The 16,199-nt window shown below is 65.9% G+C and carries 14 protein-coding genes; 10 read left to right on the top strand and 4 right to left on the bottom strand.

Annotation, left to right across the window (positions count from 1 at the left end):
* Window positions 1–99: 99 nt before the first annotated feature.
* Window positions 100–1,674, top strand: a complete 1,575-nt coding sequence (locus WG899_RS00475; RefSeq protein ID WP_339593657.1) for a GGDEF domain-containing protein — start codon at window positions 100–102, stop codon at window positions 1,672–1,674.
* Window positions 1,675–1,727: 53 nt separating this feature from the next.
* On the opposite strand, the gene WG899_RS00470 is transcribed toward WG899_RS00475, so the two are convergent.
* Window positions 1,728–2,837: a porin gene (locus WG899_RS00470; protein WP_339593656.1), complete on the bottom strand. Its 1,110-nt coding sequence runs from the start codon at window positions 2,835–2,837 to the stop codon at window positions 1,728–1,730.
* A 188-nt stretch (window positions 2,838–3,025) separates the two neighbouring features.
* On the opposite strand from WG899_RS00470, the gene WG899_RS00465 reads away from it, so the two are divergent.
* Genes WG899_RS00465 through WG899_RS00445 form a run of 5 tightly spaced genes read left to right on the top strand, consistent with a single transcriptional unit; the run spans window position 3,026 to window position 8,377 of the window.
* Entirely contained in the window at window positions 3,026–5,275 is a 2,250-nt protein-coding gene (locus WG899_RS00465) for a xanthine dehydrogenase family protein molybdopterin-binding subunit (RefSeq protein WP_339593655.1), read from the top strand.
* 22 nt (window positions 5,276–5,297) lie between these two features.
* Entirely contained in the window at window positions 5,298–6,257 is a 960-nt protein-coding gene (locus WG899_RS00460; protein ID WP_339593654.1) for a dihydrodipicolinate synthase family protein, read from the top strand.
* Window positions 6,258–6,262: 5 nt separating this feature from the next.
* Window positions 6,263–6,754 (top strand): (2Fe-2S)-binding protein, encoded by a 492-nt coding sequence (locus WG899_RS00455; RefSeq protein WP_339593653.1) that lies wholly within the window; start codon window positions 6,263–6,265, stop codon window positions 6,752–6,754.
* A complete protein-coding gene (locus WG899_RS00450) occupies window positions 6,741–7,556 on the top strand; it encodes an FAD binding domain-containing protein (protein ID WP_339593652.1) in 816 nt (271 codons plus the stop codon). Before WG899_RS00455 ends, WG899_RS00450 begins: the two co-directional genes overlap by 14 nt.
* Window positions 7,553–8,377 (top strand): aspartate dehydrogenase, encoded by an 825-nt coding sequence (locus tag WG899_RS00445; RefSeq protein ID WP_339593651.1) that lies wholly within the window; start codon window positions 7,553–7,555, stop codon window positions 8,375–8,377. The genes WG899_RS00450 and WG899_RS00445 overlap by 4 nt, the downstream gene beginning before the upstream one ends.
* On the opposite strand, the gene WG899_RS00440 is transcribed toward WG899_RS00445, so the two are convergent.
* Window positions 8,367–9,434, bottom strand: coding sequence for a LysR family transcriptional regulator (locus WG899_RS00440; protein WP_339593650.1), 1,068 nt, complete (start codon window positions 9,432–9,434; stop codon window positions 8,367–8,369). The genes WG899_RS00445 and WG899_RS00440 overlap by 11 nt on opposite strands.
* A gap of 79 nt (window positions 9,435–9,513) precedes the next feature.
* Here WG899_RS00440 and WG899_RS00435 point away from each other — a divergent pair, with 79 nt between their 5' ends.
* Both WG899_RS00435 and WG899_RS00430 read left to right on the top strand, forming a co-directional pair.
* Window positions 9,514–10,128 (top strand): 3-hydroxyanthranilate 3,4-dioxygenase, encoded by a 615-nt coding sequence (locus tag WG899_RS00435; RefSeq protein WP_339593649.1) that lies wholly within the window; start codon window positions 9,514–9,516, stop codon window positions 10,126–10,128.
* A gap of 3 nt (window positions 10,129–10,131) precedes the next feature.
* A complete protein-coding gene (locus WG899_RS00430) occupies window positions 10,132–10,701 on the top strand; it encodes an SRPBCC family protein (RefSeq protein ID WP_339593648.1) in 570 nt (189 codons plus the stop codon).
* Window positions 10,702–10,711: 10 nt separating this feature from the next.
* On the opposite strand, the gene WG899_RS00425 is transcribed toward WG899_RS00430, so the two are convergent.
* On the bottom strand, window positions 10,712–11,338 hold the full coding sequence (locus tag WG899_RS00425) for a hypothetical protein (RefSeq protein ID WP_339593647.1): 627 nt from the start codon (window positions 11,336–11,338) through the stop codon (window positions 10,712–10,714).
* Window positions 11,339–11,628: 290 nt separating this feature from the next.
* On the opposite strand from WG899_RS00425, the gene WG899_RS00420 reads away from it, so the two are divergent.
* Window positions 11,629–12,783 (top strand): ABC transporter substrate-binding protein, encoded by a 1,155-nt coding sequence (locus WG899_RS00420; RefSeq protein WP_339594208.1) that lies wholly within the window; start codon window positions 11,629–11,631, stop codon window positions 12,781–12,783.
* Here WG899_RS00420 and alkB read toward each other — a convergent pair.
* Window positions 12,767–13,429, bottom strand: coding sequence for a DNA oxidative demethylase AlkB (gene alkB, locus WG899_RS00415; protein WP_339593646.1), 663 nt, complete (start codon window positions 13,427–13,429; stop codon window positions 12,767–12,769). The two genes, WG899_RS00420 and alkB, sit on opposite strands and share 17 nt — an antisense overlap.
* 192 nt (window positions 13,430–13,621) lie before the next feature.
* On the opposite strand from alkB, the gene WG899_RS00410 reads away from it, so the two are divergent.
* Complete coding sequence (locus WG899_RS00410) at window positions 13,622–15,310, top strand: hypothetical protein (protein WP_339593645.1); 1,689 nt, start codon at window positions 13,622–13,624, stop codon at window positions 15,308–15,310.
* Window positions 15,311–16,199 lie beyond the last annotated feature (889 nt).

The raw sequence follows: 16,199 nt of genomic DNA, 5'->3' as shown, positions 1-16,199 counted from the left end.
CGCATGACGGTGCGCGGCCTTTCTGATGGCGTCGGTAAAAGCAAACGGACCCGGTCATGGGGCAGGGTCCGCATGCATCAAGTGAAAGTTGGGCAGGCTGTGAGCGCTGAACTGGACTTTGACACCTTGTTCCGCATGTCGGTGGAAGCCGATCAGTCCGGGCGCCATGCCGAAGGCGCCCGAGCAGCTGAATCGGCCCTGGCGCTGCGTGAAGACGGCCGGGCCTTGGCCGTGTTGGCCCTGCATCGACTTCGCTTGGGTGATTTGAAGGCCTGTCTCGCGGCGGGGCGGCGCGCCGAATCCTTGCTGGCGCAGGCCAGTGACACGGTGAATCACTCACGTCTGCAAGGTACCTTGGCGGTGGCCTATCTGCAGGCCGATATGGTGCAGCAGGGGCTGGCGCACGCTCAGCGGGCGGTCGATCTGGCGGCGGGCTCTCACGATCTCTTGGCCAATGGGTGGGCTGCGCTGCGTGTGGCCCAGGTGCGCGGTATGTTGGGCGAATGGGGGCCGGCGGACGAGTGCTTTGCCAAGGCCTTGCACTTGGCCGAGGGCGCCGGCGATGCGGGCCTGAAGTTCTCTGTTTTGTACAACCGGGCCTGGTTGTCCATCGAGGGCCTGCTGCGCGAATCGCCGCCGTCCGATGCCCAGTTGGAAGGGGCGCTGGCCTTGTTCATGCAAGCCCAAAGCCTAGCCGACGCCGAGGCAAATGCGCACAGTCGGGGCATCTGCCTGTTGAATCGGAGTCGAGCCTTGCTGGGCTTGGGGCGGCGCGAGCCCAGTTGGACCCTGGCCAGCGAAGCCTTGGCTTTGGCGGGCGCGCATGGCTTGGTCCAGATGGCCGTGGGGGCGCAGTCCGTTCTGTGCGAATGGATGCTGCGCGAAGGGCGGGCCGACGAAGCCCGACTGGCGCTGTTGCGCGTGCGGGAGAGCCTGTCGGCCGAGGATTTGATCAGCCAGCTGGATGTGTTGCGCTTGATCGTGAAGGCGGAGCGGCAGTTGACCCGCTACGAGTCCGCTCTGCAGGCTTTTGAGGAGCTCCATGCGTTGTCGCTTCGGCAAGCGCGCTCGCGTGCCGATTTGCAGGCCTGGATGATGCTGCATCAACATGAAATTGAACAGCAACGCCTGCGCACCGAACGCGCCGAACTGGACGCCGAGGTGCAGCGGATGCGTGCCACTCAATGGGAATCCGCGGCGCATCAGGACACGCTGACGGGGCTGTCCAACCGACGCTATCTGAGCACTCGCCTGCCGGGTCTGTTTCAGCATGCCGCCAGCAGCGGCCAGCCCTTGCTGGCGGCGATTTTGGACCTGGACCATTTCAAGCGCATCAATGACAGCTTTGGCCACGAGGTCGGTGACGCGGTGCTGCAACATGCCGGCCGCATATTGCGAGAACTGGTGCGCTCCCGTGATCTGCCGGTGCGCTTGGGCGGGGAAGAATTTCTGGTGTTGATGCCAGAGGCCACTGTCGAGCAGGCCTTGGCTGTCTGTGAGCGGATTCGAAGCCAGATTGAGGCCCATGACTGGGCCAGCTTGGCGGCCGGTTTGAGCGTCAGCGTCAGCATCGGGCTGGCGGCAGCGGACGCCGGGGAGTCACCCTGGGCGTGCGCCGATGCGGCCTTGTATCGCGCCAAGGCGCAGGGGCGCAATCGCATCGTGCGCGGTTGAGTTGCGGCGAGTTCCCGGCTAGCTTCGGGCGGCCGGATGCCGCATTCCACGCGTCAAAACTTGTGTGTCATGCCGAGGCCAAAGCCACTCGGGCTTTGCCCGGCCTGCAAGCCCGGCACACTGTTGGCCGACAGGTTGTAGCGCGCGCCGCTGCCATTGCTCAGGCGCGTCCATGCGGCCCAGAGTTCGCTTCGCGCCGACAGGCGATGGCCGTAGCCTAATGAGATTTGCCGGGCGCCGGTGTCGACACCGGGGGCGCCAATGCCCCCGACGCCAACGCTGGCCGTGCCGCGTGCCTTGTCGGCCTTCACATAGCTGGCGCGCCACTGGCCTCCGGCGCTGTCGTGAGTGAGGGCCAATTGCCAGGCGTCGCGTGACAGCGTCTTGCCGGCCTGAGGTTCGTAGTGCAGGCGCTCCCAGGCGCCGCGCAGCCGGGTGTTGCCCCAGGCGTAGCTGGCGCCCAAGCGGCTGGCCCAGTCTTGGCTGCCGGCGCCGAAGTAGTCGCGGTGACGCTCATGGCCGAGCGCCAGCATCAGCGGTCCGTCGACATAACTGAGCAGGCCCGAGAGCAGATCCGGCGAACTGTTGGCGCTTTTTTCCTCCGGCAAGGCATAGGCCAGCTTGGCCGTGAAGGCGCCGGTTGCCGGACTGCTGAGTTGCAGCAGATTGGGCTGGCGGCGATCAAAGGAGCTTGGCGTAACGGCGTTGGCGGCCGTGACGAAGCCGTTCCCCATGATGCTGTTGGAGGCAAAGATGCTGGCGGTGAAGGGGTCTACCGCATAGACCGAGACAAAGCGCAGCGGTGTTTCCCATTGGCCCAGCAACACCTCGCCCCAGCGGCCGCGCAGACCGATGCCGGTATTGCGGCCGCCCCAGGGGCCTTCGCCGGTGTCAACCTTGACGTTGGTTTCAATCTGGGCCCAAACGCTCAAATCCTCGCCTAGCCCCTCGCTGGCGCGAAAGCCCAGCACCGAAAGGTTGTTGGATACCCGGCGTAAGGGGCCCAGCGCGGCCGCGCCTGGGCCGCTCACATCGACCTGTTCCAGATCGGCCTTGAGAAATCCATAGATGCTCAGTCCGCCGGTGGACTCTGCATGCGCCGTGGCGAGCAGCAAGCCGAACAGGGCGCAAGCGAGTGAGGCATGTTTGATTTGTGTATTCATAAGAATTGCAATGTATACACCAAACAGTTGGTGCGCACAAATTTTTAACGTTCAGGTCGATTCACGTTGCGGGCAGGCCACGCTGACGGCCTTATCCCTGCCGACCCAGATGATTTATCGAGTTGACTACTGAATTCATAAAAATTATGCGTTTGATCAAATGGTGATTCGCCGCTTCAATCGCTGCCATGGCGAACACAGCACACCCGATCACACAGCATGGCCGCCCGGCCCTGGGCGGCCGACATGAGGATGGCGGCTCCTCTTTCGGCCTGTTGCGTCGAGAAGATGCGCGGCTGCTGCGAGGTCAAGGCGGCTTTGTGGCGAATCGCCAGCTGCCGGGCATGTTGCATGCCGTGTTCGTGCGCAGCCCACATGCCCATGCCCGCATTGCCGGCCTTGAACTGAGCGAAGCCCAAGCCCAGGCGGGCGTGCGCGCTGTGTTGGGGCCGCAGGACTTTGTCGGGCTGCGCCAGCCCCGCGTCAACGCCTTGTTGCCGGGCATGAGCCTGCCGCAGGCGGAATTGCTGCCGCTCGATCGGGTGATGGCCGTTGGTGCGCCGGTGGTGTTGGTGCTGGCGGACAGCTTGCATCAGGCTCAGGCGGCGGCGGACTTGGTGTGGGTGGACTATCAAGACCTGAGCCCGGTGCTGGACTTTGCTTCGGGCCTCTCGGACATGGGTGGCGACACCGGCGCCGATGCTGCCCCGCTATACCCCGGCATGAACGGTCGCCGGGCCTTGCATCAATCGATCAGCGTGGGCCAACTGCCGCAGCACAGCGCGGATGTCGATCTGGGCGTGAAGCTGCCGCGGGTGGCAGCTTCGCCCTTGGAGCCGCGCGCGGCCCTGCTGCAATGGGACGAGACCGCGCAGACGCTGAGCTGTTGGTTGTCCAGCCAAACCCCAAGCCGGGCGCGCGAGGACCTGGCCCATGCATTGGGGCTGCGCGAAGAGCAGGTGCGCGTGGTGGCCACCGATGTGGGCGGCGCCTTCGGGGCCAAGGCCTCGGTGTTCCCGGAGGACCTGATGCTGGCTTGGGCTGCTCGGCGCTTAAAGCTGCCGCTGCGCTGGCTGGCCAGCCGCGGCGAAGACTTGCTCTCCGGCACCCATGGCCGCGGCGCTCAGCTGCAAGGGCAGCTGTGGCTGGATGCCGCCAGCGGCAAGTTCAAGGCGCTGGCCGCGCAGATGCAATTCACGCTCGGCCATTGGTTGCCGTTCAGCGCCGCAGCGCCCCTGCGCAACGCCACCCGCATCTTGCCCGGCCCTTACCGCGTCGAAGCGCTGAAGGTCGAAGGCGAGGGGACCCTCAGCCATGCCGCTGCGGCCGGCATCTACCGTGGCGCGGGTCGGCCCGAGGCCTGCATCCTGATGGAGCGTCTGGTGGACGCGGTGGCGCAGCAGCAGGGACTGGACCCGCTCGCGTTGCGCCTGGCCAATGTTTGGCCCGCCGAGGACTTGCCGCGCCAGCTGCCCAGCGGTGAATGGCTGGACCGCTGTGACCCCGGCGCGCTGTTGCAACGAGCGGCCGAACGTTTCAACTACACGGAGCGCCGTGCCCGCCAACAGGCCACCCGCGGCGATGCAGGTACGCTGACCGGTCTGGGCATCGCCCTCTATGTGGAGCCCTGCGGCCAGGGTGGCGAGAGCGTGCGCTTGACCGCGCTGGAAAGCGGCGGCTATCTGCTGGCCACCGGCGCCACCGCCCAAGGCCAGGGTCGCGAAACCGCGTTTGCCTTGATCGCAGCCGAAGCTTTGGGTTGCGCGCCCGGCGAGGTCGAGGTGCTGCATGGCGACACCGCGCAATGCCCGGCCGGCATTGGCGCCCTGGCCAGTCGCAGCACCGCGATTGGCGGATCGGCCATCCTGGCCGCCGCGGCCGAGCTGAAGCAAAAGCTGGCTGAGGGCGCTCCGCGTCCCTGCACGGTGGAGCTGTTCCACACCGCGCCGAATGAAGCTTGGGCCTCCGGCTGCCTGATGGTGGAACTGCAGATCGACCGCGACACCGGCGCGCCCAAAACCATCGAATTGGTCTGGGTCGACGACGCCGGTGTGTTGGTGCACCCGACCCTGGTGCATGGCCAGCTGATCGGCGGCCTGGCCCAAGGCCTGGGTCAGGCACTGATGGAAAAAATCGTCTACGACGACAGCGGCCAACTGCTGACCGGCTCGCTGATGGACTACGCCTTGCCGCGCGCCGAAGACATGCCGCCGGTGCACATCGAAAGCCTGCCTACCCGCAGCGCCGCCAATGCGCTGGGCGCCAAGGGTGTGGGCGAAGCCGGCTGCATCGGCCTGCCGGCGGCGCTCTTGAATGCCGCGCATGACGCCCTGTCGCAGATCGGCATCACCGAGGCGCAGCTGGACTTCCCCTTGAGCGCCGCCGCTCTGTGGCGCGCCATGCAGGCCGCGTCGCCATCCACTTCTTCCTCTCTTTGATTTTTCAGAAAGTAGCCACCCCATGAACTACAGCAAGCAAGACGCCAAGGCCTATGCCAAAGCCCATTTCACCGGCGTTTGGGCCGCCATGCTGACGCCCTTCACGGCCGATGGCAGCGTGGACGAAGAGGGTTTTCGCGCCAATGTGGCGCATTGGACCGGCACCCTCAAGCTGGGCGGCTTGTTCGTCTGCGGCAAGCAGGGCGAGTTCTTTTCGATGTCGCTGGAAGAGCGCAAGCGCAGCTTCACGCTGGCGGCCGAAGTGGCGCGGGCCCATGGCTCGCGCACGGTGATGTCTTGCTCCGACACCAATCTGGACACAGTGCTGGAGCTGGGTCGTCACGCCGAGGCCTGCGGGGCCGATTGGATCGTGGTGCACAGCCCGGTGCTGCACTTCGGGGCCGACACCGACGAAACGATTTACGAGTACTACCGCCACATCAGCGAGCAGCTCAATATCGGCATCGCCATGTGGAACCATCCCGACTGTGGCTATTTGATGAGCCCTCAGCTCTGCGCCCGCATCGCCGAGCTGCCCAATATCGTGGCCATCAAGTACAGCGTGCCGCGCGAGATGTACGTCGAATTGAGCCGTTTGGTGGGCGACAAGATCCAGGTCAGCACCGCCTCCGAGGAAGAGTGGCTGGACAATATCGAGGAGCTGGGCTGGCGCCTGTACCTGTGCTCCACGCCGCCGCTTCTGCTGCAAACAGCCGCCGACCAGCGCATCAACGACTACACCCGCTTGGCATTTGAAGGCAAGTTCGCCGAGGCCCGCGTGGTGCGCGACAGCTTGGAATCGGCCCGCCAGGCCTTCAAGGCCAGCAAGCCCAAAGGCAAGCCGCAGGCGCACAGCAAATACTGGCTGGAGTTGCTGGGTCAGGTGGGCGGACCGGTGCGCCGCCCCCTGCTGCAACTCACTGAAGACGAGCGTGCCCTGATCCGCGAGCAATTCGCCCGCAGTGGTCTGAAGCTGGGTTGAGCCGCATGGAGCTGCATGTCAACGGCCGCCCGGCCCAGCTTCAGCCGCGCTCGGCCAGCCTCTTGATCGAGGTCCTGCGCGATCAGCTGAAGCTCACCGGTACCAACCACGGCTGCGACACCGCCCAATGCGGGGCTTGCACCGTGGTGATGAATGGCCGCGCCGTCAAGAGCTGCAATGTGCTGGCCCTGCAAGTCTGCGGTGCAAATGTGGAAACGGTGGAGGGCTTGGCCGAGGGTGTGGCGGAGGGCAAGCAGCTGCATGCACTGCAAGAGGCCTTCTCGCGCCACCATGCCTTGCAATGCGGCTTCTGCACGCCGGGCATGTTGATGCGCGCCGTGGCCATGCAGCGCGAAGGCGTGCCGGCCGAGCCCGAGGCGGTGCGCCGCGCGCTGGCCGGCAATCTGTGCCGCTGCACGGGCTACGAAGGCATCGTCGCCGCCATCTGCGAATGGCTGGCCTCAGCGCAAGGAGGCGGGCGAGATGCAGGACTTTGACTACTGCCGCGCCGAGAGCCTGCCCCAGGCCCTGGGCTGGCTGCGCGACGGGGTGGACAGCAAGCTGATCGCCGGCGGCCAAAGCCTGCTCGGCGCGATGAAGCTGGGCCTGATGGCGCCCGCGCGCCTGATCGATCTGGGCGGCGTGGCTGAGTTGAAGCAGTTCAGCGCGCCCAGTCCAGGACTTTTGCAACTGGGCGCCATGCAGACCCATGCGGAGCTGGCCACCAGCCTAGCCTTGCGCCGCTTTGCACCCGGCTTGGCGACTCTCGCCGGCCATATCGCCGACGAGCAGGTGCGCAGCATGGGCACGCTGGGCGGCTCGCTGGCCAATGCCGACCCTGCAGCCTGCTGGCCGGCCGGCATGCTGGCTCTGGGCGCCACACTGCAGACCGACCGCCGCGCCATTGAGGTGGACGATTACTTCACGGGCTTGTTCGGCACCGCGCTGGAGCCCGATGAGATTTTGTGCAGTGTGCGTATCCGCAAGCCGCGCCTCATGGCCTATCAAAAGTTCGAGCAAATGGCCTCGCGCTTTGCGCTGGTGGGCGTGGCCGTGGCCCAGGCCGAGGACGGCCAGGTGCGCGTGGCCCTGACCGGCACCGCCCAAGGCGCGGTGCGATTGCCGGCGTTTGAGCAAGCGCTGAGCCGAGATTTCAGACCCGAGGCCTTGCGCGGCCTGCGGGTGGACGAGGGCTTGATGTCCAGCGACATCCATGCCGAGGCCGATTACCGAGCCCATCTGGCTGCCGTTCTGGCGGGTCGGGTGGTGCAACAAGCATTGTTGGAGAAAAAGTCATGAGCATTACCCATCAACACAAGACCCAGGCGCCGGTGCGGGTCGCGCTGATTGGCCTGGGCGCCATCGGCCGAGTGATCGCCCTTGAGTTGCTGCAGCGCCGCGGCGAGGGCGTGCAACTGGTCGGTGCCATGTGCCAGCATGTGGAGGAGGGCGCCGGGTTGGACCTGCCGGTGGTCACCAGCCTGCCGGCCTTGCTGGCCTTGGAGCCCGAGTTGGTGGTGGAGGCTGCTGGCCATGGTGCCGTCAAGGCGCATGGCGCAGCGGTGCTGCGAGCCGGTTGCGACCTGCTGCTGGTGTCGGTCGGCGTCTTGTCGGACGCAACCCTGCAAGCCGAGTTGGAGCAAGCCGCAGCCGAGGCGGGACGGCAGTTGCTGCTGCCCTCGGGCGCGTTAGCCGGCTTGGATTATTTGCAAGCCGCGCGCATGGCGGGCTTGAGCCGGGTGTGCCTGCGCTCCAGCAAGCCGCCGCTGGCCTGGCGCGGTACGCCGGCCGAGGCTTTGCTGGATCTGGGCGCCATTACCGAGCCCACGGTGTTCTTCCGTGGCACGGCACGCGAGGCCGCCGCCCAGTACCCCAAGAACGCGAATGTGGCCGCCACCTTGGCCCTGTGCACCTTGGGCATGGAAGGCACTTTTGTGGAGTTGGTGGCCGACCCCGGCCTGGCCGGCAATGTGCATGAAATCGAGGCTGAGGGTGCGGCAGGCGCCATCAAGCTCAGGCTGGACAACGCGGCCTCGCCCGACAACCCCAAGACCTCGCTGGTCACGCCCTATAGCGTGATTCGCAGCATCTTGAGCCGGCGCGCCCGCCTCAGCGTTTGACGCTGCCGGCCTTGGCCTTGATCTTTTTGCCGCTCGAACCCAGCTGATGTGCGCCCTCGGCCAAGCTCAATTGCTCACGCAGATGCTCTTGCATCGCCAGCGCCGCGGGCGAGAGCGAGCGCTGCTGCAAATGCGCCAGCGAGACTTCGCGGGCCACGGCCGGCTTGTTCAGCGGCAGGCCCAGCAGCTCGTTGGCATGCTGAAGCGTCGACACCTTCAGGGCATAGGCCGGCAAGATCGCCAGGCCGAGGCCGGCCGCAGCCATGGCCATGGCGGTGGCGATATGGCTGACCTCTTGCGCCGGCTTGGGCGCACCGCCCAGCGGCGCAAAGCAGCGTTCCACCAGGGCGCGCAAACCGCTGCCTTCGCGCAGCAACAGCAAGGGCTGGTCCAGCAGATCGGCCCAGTCCAGACTGCTCGGCAGCACGCCTTTCACCCCAAAGGCTTTCATCGCATGGGCGCGGTTGCAGACCGCCACCATCGGGTCGCGCAGCAGCGCTTCGGCGCTGAGGTCGGGCTCGTCTTGGTCAAAGGTGGAGAGCAGCAAGTCCAGCTCGCCTTGGCGCAAGGCAGCCAGCAACTGATCGGTGCTGGCATCCATCAGCGTCAGCTCAATCTCGGGGTAACGCTGGCTGAAGCTCTGCATCAAGCCCGGCATCAGGCTGGCTGCGAGCAAAGGCGTGGTGCCCAGGCGCACTCGGCCACGGCGGCGCTCGGCCACATCACGCAAATCACCGGCCACCCGGTCCAGATCGGCGAGCAAACGCTGCACCGCGGGCAGCAACTCCAGGGCTGCCTCGGTCAGCTCCAGGCGTCGCGTGGTGCGATCAAACAGGCGCAGGCCCAGCTCGCTCTCCAGCCCGCGGATCAGCGCCGACAAGGCCGATTGGCTGAGGAACAGCGTTTGGGCTGCCCGCGTGAAGCTGCCTTCGCGCGCCACGGCCGCAAAGCCGCGCAGCTGTTTCAGCGAGACATTGGCCGGCCGCGCCGTGCTGCTCTTGGCAGGCTTGGCGCCGCTGAGCACGGGCATTTGAATTTTGAAGTCGTCCTTGGACATGGGCGGCCGCATCATACCCAGGGCGACGTCAGTTCGACCTTGGGCCTCCTTCACAATCCACTCCCTTAGAAAGCCCATCATGCTGAAATACGGACGTCCCCTGAACTTCTCCCGCTGGATTGCGGACCATGCCGCGGAGCTGAAGCCTCCGGTGGGCAACCAACAAATCTGGCAAGACGCCGACTTCATCTGCACCGTGGTCGGCGGGCCCAACCAGCGCACCGACTTTCACGACGATCCGCACGAGGAGTTCTTCCATCAGCTCAAGGGCAATGCCCATCTGATCCTCTGGGACCGAGGCCAGTTCGAGCGGGTCGATTTGAAAGAGGGCGATATCTTTTTGCTGCCCGCCCATGTGCAGCATTCGCCGCAGCGTCCCGAGGCCGGCAGCCTGTGCACCGTGATCGAGCGTCAGCGTGCGCCCGGCAGCCTGGATGCCTTCCAGTGGTATTGCGCCCATTGCGGCGGCCTGATCCAGCGCCATGCGGTGCAGCTGCAAAGCATCGTCGGCGACTTGCCACCGCTGTATCAGCAGTTCTATGCCAGCGATGAAGCCTCGCGCACCTGTGCATCTTGCGGCGAAGTTCACCCCGGCCGCGACTGGCGCAGCTGGCACGGCGTGATCGCGCAAAAACACCCGCATGCCGCCGTGCCGCTGTCGCCACTCGCGCCGCAGTCGCCGCTGGAGGCCTGAACCATGAAGATTGAAAACCAACGCGAGCTGCCTTGCTCGCAGGCGCAAGCCTGGGCGGCGCTGAATGACGACGCGGTGCTGCAGGCCTGCATCCCCGGTTGCGAATCGTTGCAGCGCAGCGCCGAAGACCAGCTGCAACTGGTGGTGATGGCGGCTGTGGGCCCGGTGCGGGCGCGTTTCAAGGCCACGCTGCAGATGCAAGACGTGGTGGCACCACAAAGCTATGCCGTGCAGTTTGAGGGGCAGGGCGGTGTGGCCGGCTTTGGCAAAGGCCGCGCGGCGGTGAGTCTGGAAGCTTTGTCCGCACAGAGCTGCCGCCTCAGCTACAGCGCCGATGTGCAGATCGGCGGCAAGCTGGCGCAGATCGGCTCGCGGGTGGTGGACGCCGCTGCGCAAAAAATCATCGGCGAGTTCTTCCAGCGCTTTGAAACGCAATTGAGCGTGGCGCCTGTCCCTGCCCCGGCCGAGCCCAGCCCGGCTCCGCAGCCTGAACCCGGGCTCGGTTGGCTGGCGCGTCTGCGGGCCTGGCTGCTGGCGCTGTGGCGTGGCGGCCAAGCCGGTGCGCAGTCCTGACCTGTTCGGGTCAGGCGGCGCTGGATTCGGGCGCGCCTTCGCTCATCGGGTCCAGGCGCTGGCCGCGCAGCAGGGCGATGGGCGAGCGCCAGTAGATCGCCACGTTGTGAAACGGGTCGCTGATGATTTTGGCGGCCCAGGCTAGGCCCCAAGCCGGGCTGCGCAAGAAGAACAGATGCACGGTGCGCGCCAACAGGCCGGCGGCGCCCAGGGCCAACCAGCACAGGCCTACATCGTGCATCCAGCCTTGCCAGCCGTGGCTTGGCGCGATCAGGCCAAACAAGCTGGGGCTGGCCCACAGCAGCAAGGGCAAGGCCAGCCAGACGCCGATCAGCACCGCCTTGCGGCGCATATTGAAGCCGACCTTGATGGACTCTTTGTGTGCGTCGGTCGCTTGATTGATGTGGTCGTAGCCGCGCGGCTCGAAAAAGATATGGCCCGATTGCCGCGTCACCATGCCGACGGTCCATCCGATGATGCCGGCCGCGGCCGGATCGATGAAGAGCAGACCGTAGGCGAACAAAAAGCTGATCGCGCTGATCAGGTGCAGCGTCTGGTTGATGCGGCACTGGTGGTAGTAGCGGTGGTCGTCCCAGCGCAGGGTTTCAATCTTTTGGTGGAAGTCATGCAAGAGCATCTCGGGAGTTCCTTGTTGGCATGTGAGATGAGGGGCAGGAAAACTGCATGACGGCAGCGTGACCGGGCTTGATGACGCTCGGGTGACGCTGGGGTGAAGATCGGCCGCCCCGCAGTTCCATTTGGCGAAAGTCTGATCAAGGTCAAACGCGCGCCCTGCGGCAAGGGCTGGTGTGCGATAGTCGATGCAGGCCAGGGGCAAGACCTGTCCCCATCTCACCACTCGGCACCACTTGGACGTAGACTGCAGTCAAACCCTTGTGCCACTCGACAGCCCATCACGACGATCCGATGTTGCGGCGCTACCGACCTTTCCTTTTGATCTTGGTGCCGGCTTGCTTGGCGCTGGGTTCGCGTGCGTGGGCCGAATCGGCCCTTGATAGTGCAGGGGGCAGCAGCGGTGGCGGTAGCGCGCCGGTGATTCATCTTGGAACCTCCGCGGCTCTCAGCGGTCCTGCGGCCTTGCTGGGGCGGCGCTTTCACGCTGGGGCCCAAGCCCATTTCTCCCAAGTGAACAAGCTTGGCGGTGTGGGCGGCGCGACGATTGCGCTGACGCTGCTGGACGATGCCTACGAAGCCGAGCGTGCCGAGGCCAATACCCGACAGTTGATCGACGATGAGCGGACGGTGGCCTTGTTCGGCTATGTCGGCACGCCCACCAGCTTTGTGGCCTTGCCCTATGTGCGGCGCGCCAAGGTCGCTTTTGTCGGCGCCTATACCGGGTCTGACGTGCTGCGCGAACCGCCCAGCCCCTATGTTTTCAATGTGCGGGCCAGCTATGCCGATGAGGGGCGCAAGCTGGTGCAGGCCATGAAGGCGGCGGGCTTGCGCACCGTCAATGTGATGTACCAGGCCGATATGTTTGGCCGCTCGGGGCTGGAGGCCGTCAAGGCCGCCGCCGCGGAGCAGGGCATTCAGGTCTTGGCAAGTGCCACCGTCAAGCGCAATTCCGAGAGCGTGGCCGATGTCGCGACCGAGTTGGTGCGCAAGACCCCGGCGGACGCGGTCTTCATGGTCAGCACCTATGGCACCTGCGCGGCCTTCGTCAAAGCGGCGCGGGCACAGAAATACCGCGGGCCCTTCTACACCCTGTCCTTCGCGGGCTTGGAGCCCTTGCGCGAGGCTCTGGGCAAGAGCCTGAGCGGCGTGACGATCGCGCAAGTTGTGCCCGACGCAACAGACGCCGCGCTGCCGCTGGTGGCGGCCTATCAACAAGCCATGCGTCAGGCAGGCGAAAAGCAGTTCGACTCGATCAGCCTGGAGGGCTTTATCGCCGCCCGCATCATGGTCGAAGGCCTGCGCCAGGCCAAAGCGCCGCTGACGCGCGCCTCGGTGTTGGAGGCGCTGGCGCATCTGGGGCCGCAGGATCTGGGCGGTTTTCAGCTCAGCGTCGGCATGGGTTCGCGCGCTCAGCCCAAGTTTGTTGAACTCAAGGGCGACAAGTAGAGAGCAACTCGCCGGCGCGCCTGAAGGTCAGATTGATGCGCCGCTCGCCCAGATGGGGATGCTGGCCCTGGGCCACCGGCATCACCCCATGAAAGCGCAGCCGCGACGGCCCGCCCCAAACCAACACATCGCCATGCGTCAGTGGCAGACGCAGGGTTTTGTCGGCGCGCTGCAAGCCGCCGAACAAAAACACCGCCGGCAGGCCCAGCGAGACCGACACAATCGGCTGACTGTAGTCGCGCTCGTCGCGGTCTTGGTGCAGGCTCAGCTTGGTGCCCGGCAGGTAGCGGTTGATCAGGCAGGCGTCGGGCTCGAAGTTTTCATAATGCGCCAGCTCGGCGGCGTGCCGGGCCAGCGACTTCAGCTCCGGCGGCATGGTCGGCCAGGCTTGGCCGCTCAGAGGGTCCAGCGCCTGGTAGCGATAGCCGGCGCGGCTGGACACCCAGCCCAGCGGCCCGCAATTGCTCATCGCTACATGCATGGTCTGGCCGCCCGGTGTTTGCATCTGGCGCAGCGGCGCCTGCGCCAGCACCGCTTCCACCGCCGACAACAGCGCGGCCTCGGCGCCTAGGGCCAAGCCGGGCAGCAGCCAAGCGCCTGGGGCAAACTCGAACGGGGCCGGGGGCCCAAACAAAGACTCGGTCATGAATCGATTCAAAAGAACGCCATCGAGCTTCAATGCAAGCCGCAGGCATTTTGTGAGGGGGTTTCATCCGCCAGTATGGCGCTGGGCCATTAGACTGCGCAGCACGAACCCCGCTAGACAGGGCTGCACCTCTGTTGGCCTCCTGCTCAGGGTCTTTCGCTTATTGATGATGAAGAAGATGACTGTCCAACCGTGCTGACTCCGCGCATCCTCGCGGCGCGCCTTTGGCCGTCCGCTTTGTCCCCCCATACGCCGGCCGCCCCGCAGGCCGAAAAGCTCAGCCAATGCCTGCTGCTGGCGGTGTTGATGCATGCCTTGCTGCTGTTGTGGATTGGCACCGCGCCCGGCGGCACCGCCAAGCCCGGCGACGGCGTCTGGGGGCGCCTCAATGTGACCTTGACGGGTGGAACAGGCGATCAGAACGCGGTGCGCCCGCAAGCCGCGCCCACGCAGGCGCAGCAGGGCCCGGTGGGCAAAGGTAGGCAAGAACGCCATGGCGGCACCGTCCGGCCGGCCGAAGCGCCGCAGCCTCTGCCCATGACGCCCGGCGCCGCTCGCGAGGGCGAGTGGGCCAGCCGCGTCCCCAAGCCCGGCGAGGCGACCGATGCTTTGGCCAGCATTTCGCCTGATGCGAAAGAGGCCGCGCCCTCCAGCGATATCGCGCCCAAGATCATGGCGCAGACCCAGGCGGATGCCGCGCAGGCGCCTGCGCCCTCAGCTGCACCGGCACCGGCACCCGCACCTGCTCCACCCCAACTGCCCGAACTGCGCTCGCTCGATACGCAGACCTTGCCCTCCCCGGCCGCTTTGGCCGAGCCCACGCGGAGTACGGCGGTGCTGAGTGCGCCCCCGGGCCGTGAACTGCCGTCCGCCCCCAGGCTCAAGAAGAACCGGGCGCCTAGTGAGTCGCTCGGCCGCGTGCCGGTATTGGCCAACACCGCAGCCCTCTCGGCCCCCGCCTTGGAGGCCAAGACCCTGCCTAGCCTGCCGCCGGTGTTGTGGCGAATCGATGACTTGCCTTCACCCTTGTTCGTGCCGGATGCAACAAGGCCACTCGCCGAGCTGCGTCAGGCCCCCGCCGTAATGCGCAGGCTCGACGCACCGCCGCCCCGGCCTGCGGCCCTGAGCGAGCGTCTACCTGCCATCGCCAAGAGCGACGCGGCTGCGCTGCCGCCACCAACTTTGTCGCCGCCGCTGGCCCTGCCTGCCGCCCGCCTGCCGGCCAGCCGAATCGCCGCCGTGCCCAAGCTGCAGCCCTTGCCCACGATGCCGACCGAGCCCTTGGCCAAGGCGCCCGAAGTGCCTGCTGCGCTGCCGGTGCAAGCGCCATCTGAAACGAGCGCCGTGGCGGCCAAGGCCGCCGAGCCGGCGGCATCGTCTGCCGCTGCCCTTGCCAGCACCCAGGCCGTGCCTGCGGTGGTGGCGACGCCAACGCCAGCGCCCAGCCCCGCAACTGCAACTGCAACAACAGCTTCAACTACACCGACCAGCGCCCAGCCCAGCCCTTCAAGCGAAGCGCCGCCCCAAAAGGCCACTGCCGCCAGTCTGACCGACCCCGGCGGCGCCCGTCCCCGTTTGGGCTCACCCGATGCCGGACCGCGCTTGGGTCGTGATGTGGCCACGCCCGCGTCAGCCTCGCCCGAGGTCAAGCCTTTGAACCTCACCCTGCCACGCGGCGGCGAGTTGTCAGCCCGAGGCTCGCGTGGTGTTTTGCCTTTGATGCCGCTGCCGCCGGAACGCAAGTCAAAGCTCAGCGAGAGCATGGAAGAAGCCAAACGCGCCGACTGCCGCAAAGCTTATGGTGAAACGCTCGGCCTCTTGGCTGTGGTGCCGTTGGCGGTGGACGCGGTGCGGGGTGGGACCAAGGGGTGTGCTTGGTAGGGCGGGGTTGGGCTGAGAAAAGCGTGGCCGGTTCTTGCCGCTCATATGTGAAGTTTGGGCTGCTGCTTTGTGCCCAGAGCGGACTTCGGCTGGGGCAATCTCTCGTGACTTTGGTTGTACAGGCAGGATGCCGGGTGTTCGCCCCGGCGGGCGACCTTCTTTCTTGGGCGCCCAAGAAAGAAGGCAAAGAAGCCGCCCCTGCTGCATGGCCCCTCGGGTTCGCTGCGGTGCTCGAATTTTCCGGGCCGCGCCCAACTCACTTCGCTACGCTGCGTTCAAACAAGGGGCGCGAAGCCAGTTCTTGAAGTCGCTGCGCGATGCCCGGCAAACTCTGTGCTCCTCGCCCATGCAGAAGGGGAAGCCCAAAGAACACGGCTCGCTGCGCGTCGCCTTAAGGGGTGCGCGCTGCGCGCAGCACCCTGTTCGAGGCGATGCGCAGCGAGCCGTAGCTCTTCATCCCGTATGACTGGGTGAGGAGCGCAGCAATTCTGGGCAGGCGCGCAGCGCCCTCAACATCAGACTTCGTGCCCCTTGTTTGAACGCAGCGTAGCGAAGTGAGTTGGGCACGGGCCCTGAATTTCGAGCACCGCAACGGACCCCGCAGGGGCCAGGCGTCCGGGGCGCCTTCTTTTGCTTACTTTTCTTGGCGAGGCAAGAAAAGTGAGTCGGCCGCCGGGCCGAACTCCCGGCATCGTGCCGCCAGAGCAATAAGGAATGGACTTCCGCTCCGGGCACAAAGCCGCGACCTTTCGTGGTGCCTGCCGACCGATACGGTTCGACGATCGCCATGCATATTGGGTGCGAAAGCCAAAGGGCTGATGCCTCCCGTTCTTAGGGGGATGCACCTCGGGGTTTCGCCGTCATTTTTGTCACCAAGCCCCGGCACAAT

This window comes from Paucibacter hankyongi (genome assembly GCF_037482915.1).
In the GTDB taxonomy this organism is placed as follows: Bacteria; Pseudomonadota; Gammaproteobacteria; order Burkholderiales; family Burkholderiaceae_C; genus Paucibacter_A; species Paucibacter_A hankyongi.
The sequence above is the reverse complement of the archived record's forward strand: the minus strand, read 5'-3'. Positions and strand labels throughout refer to the sequence as shown.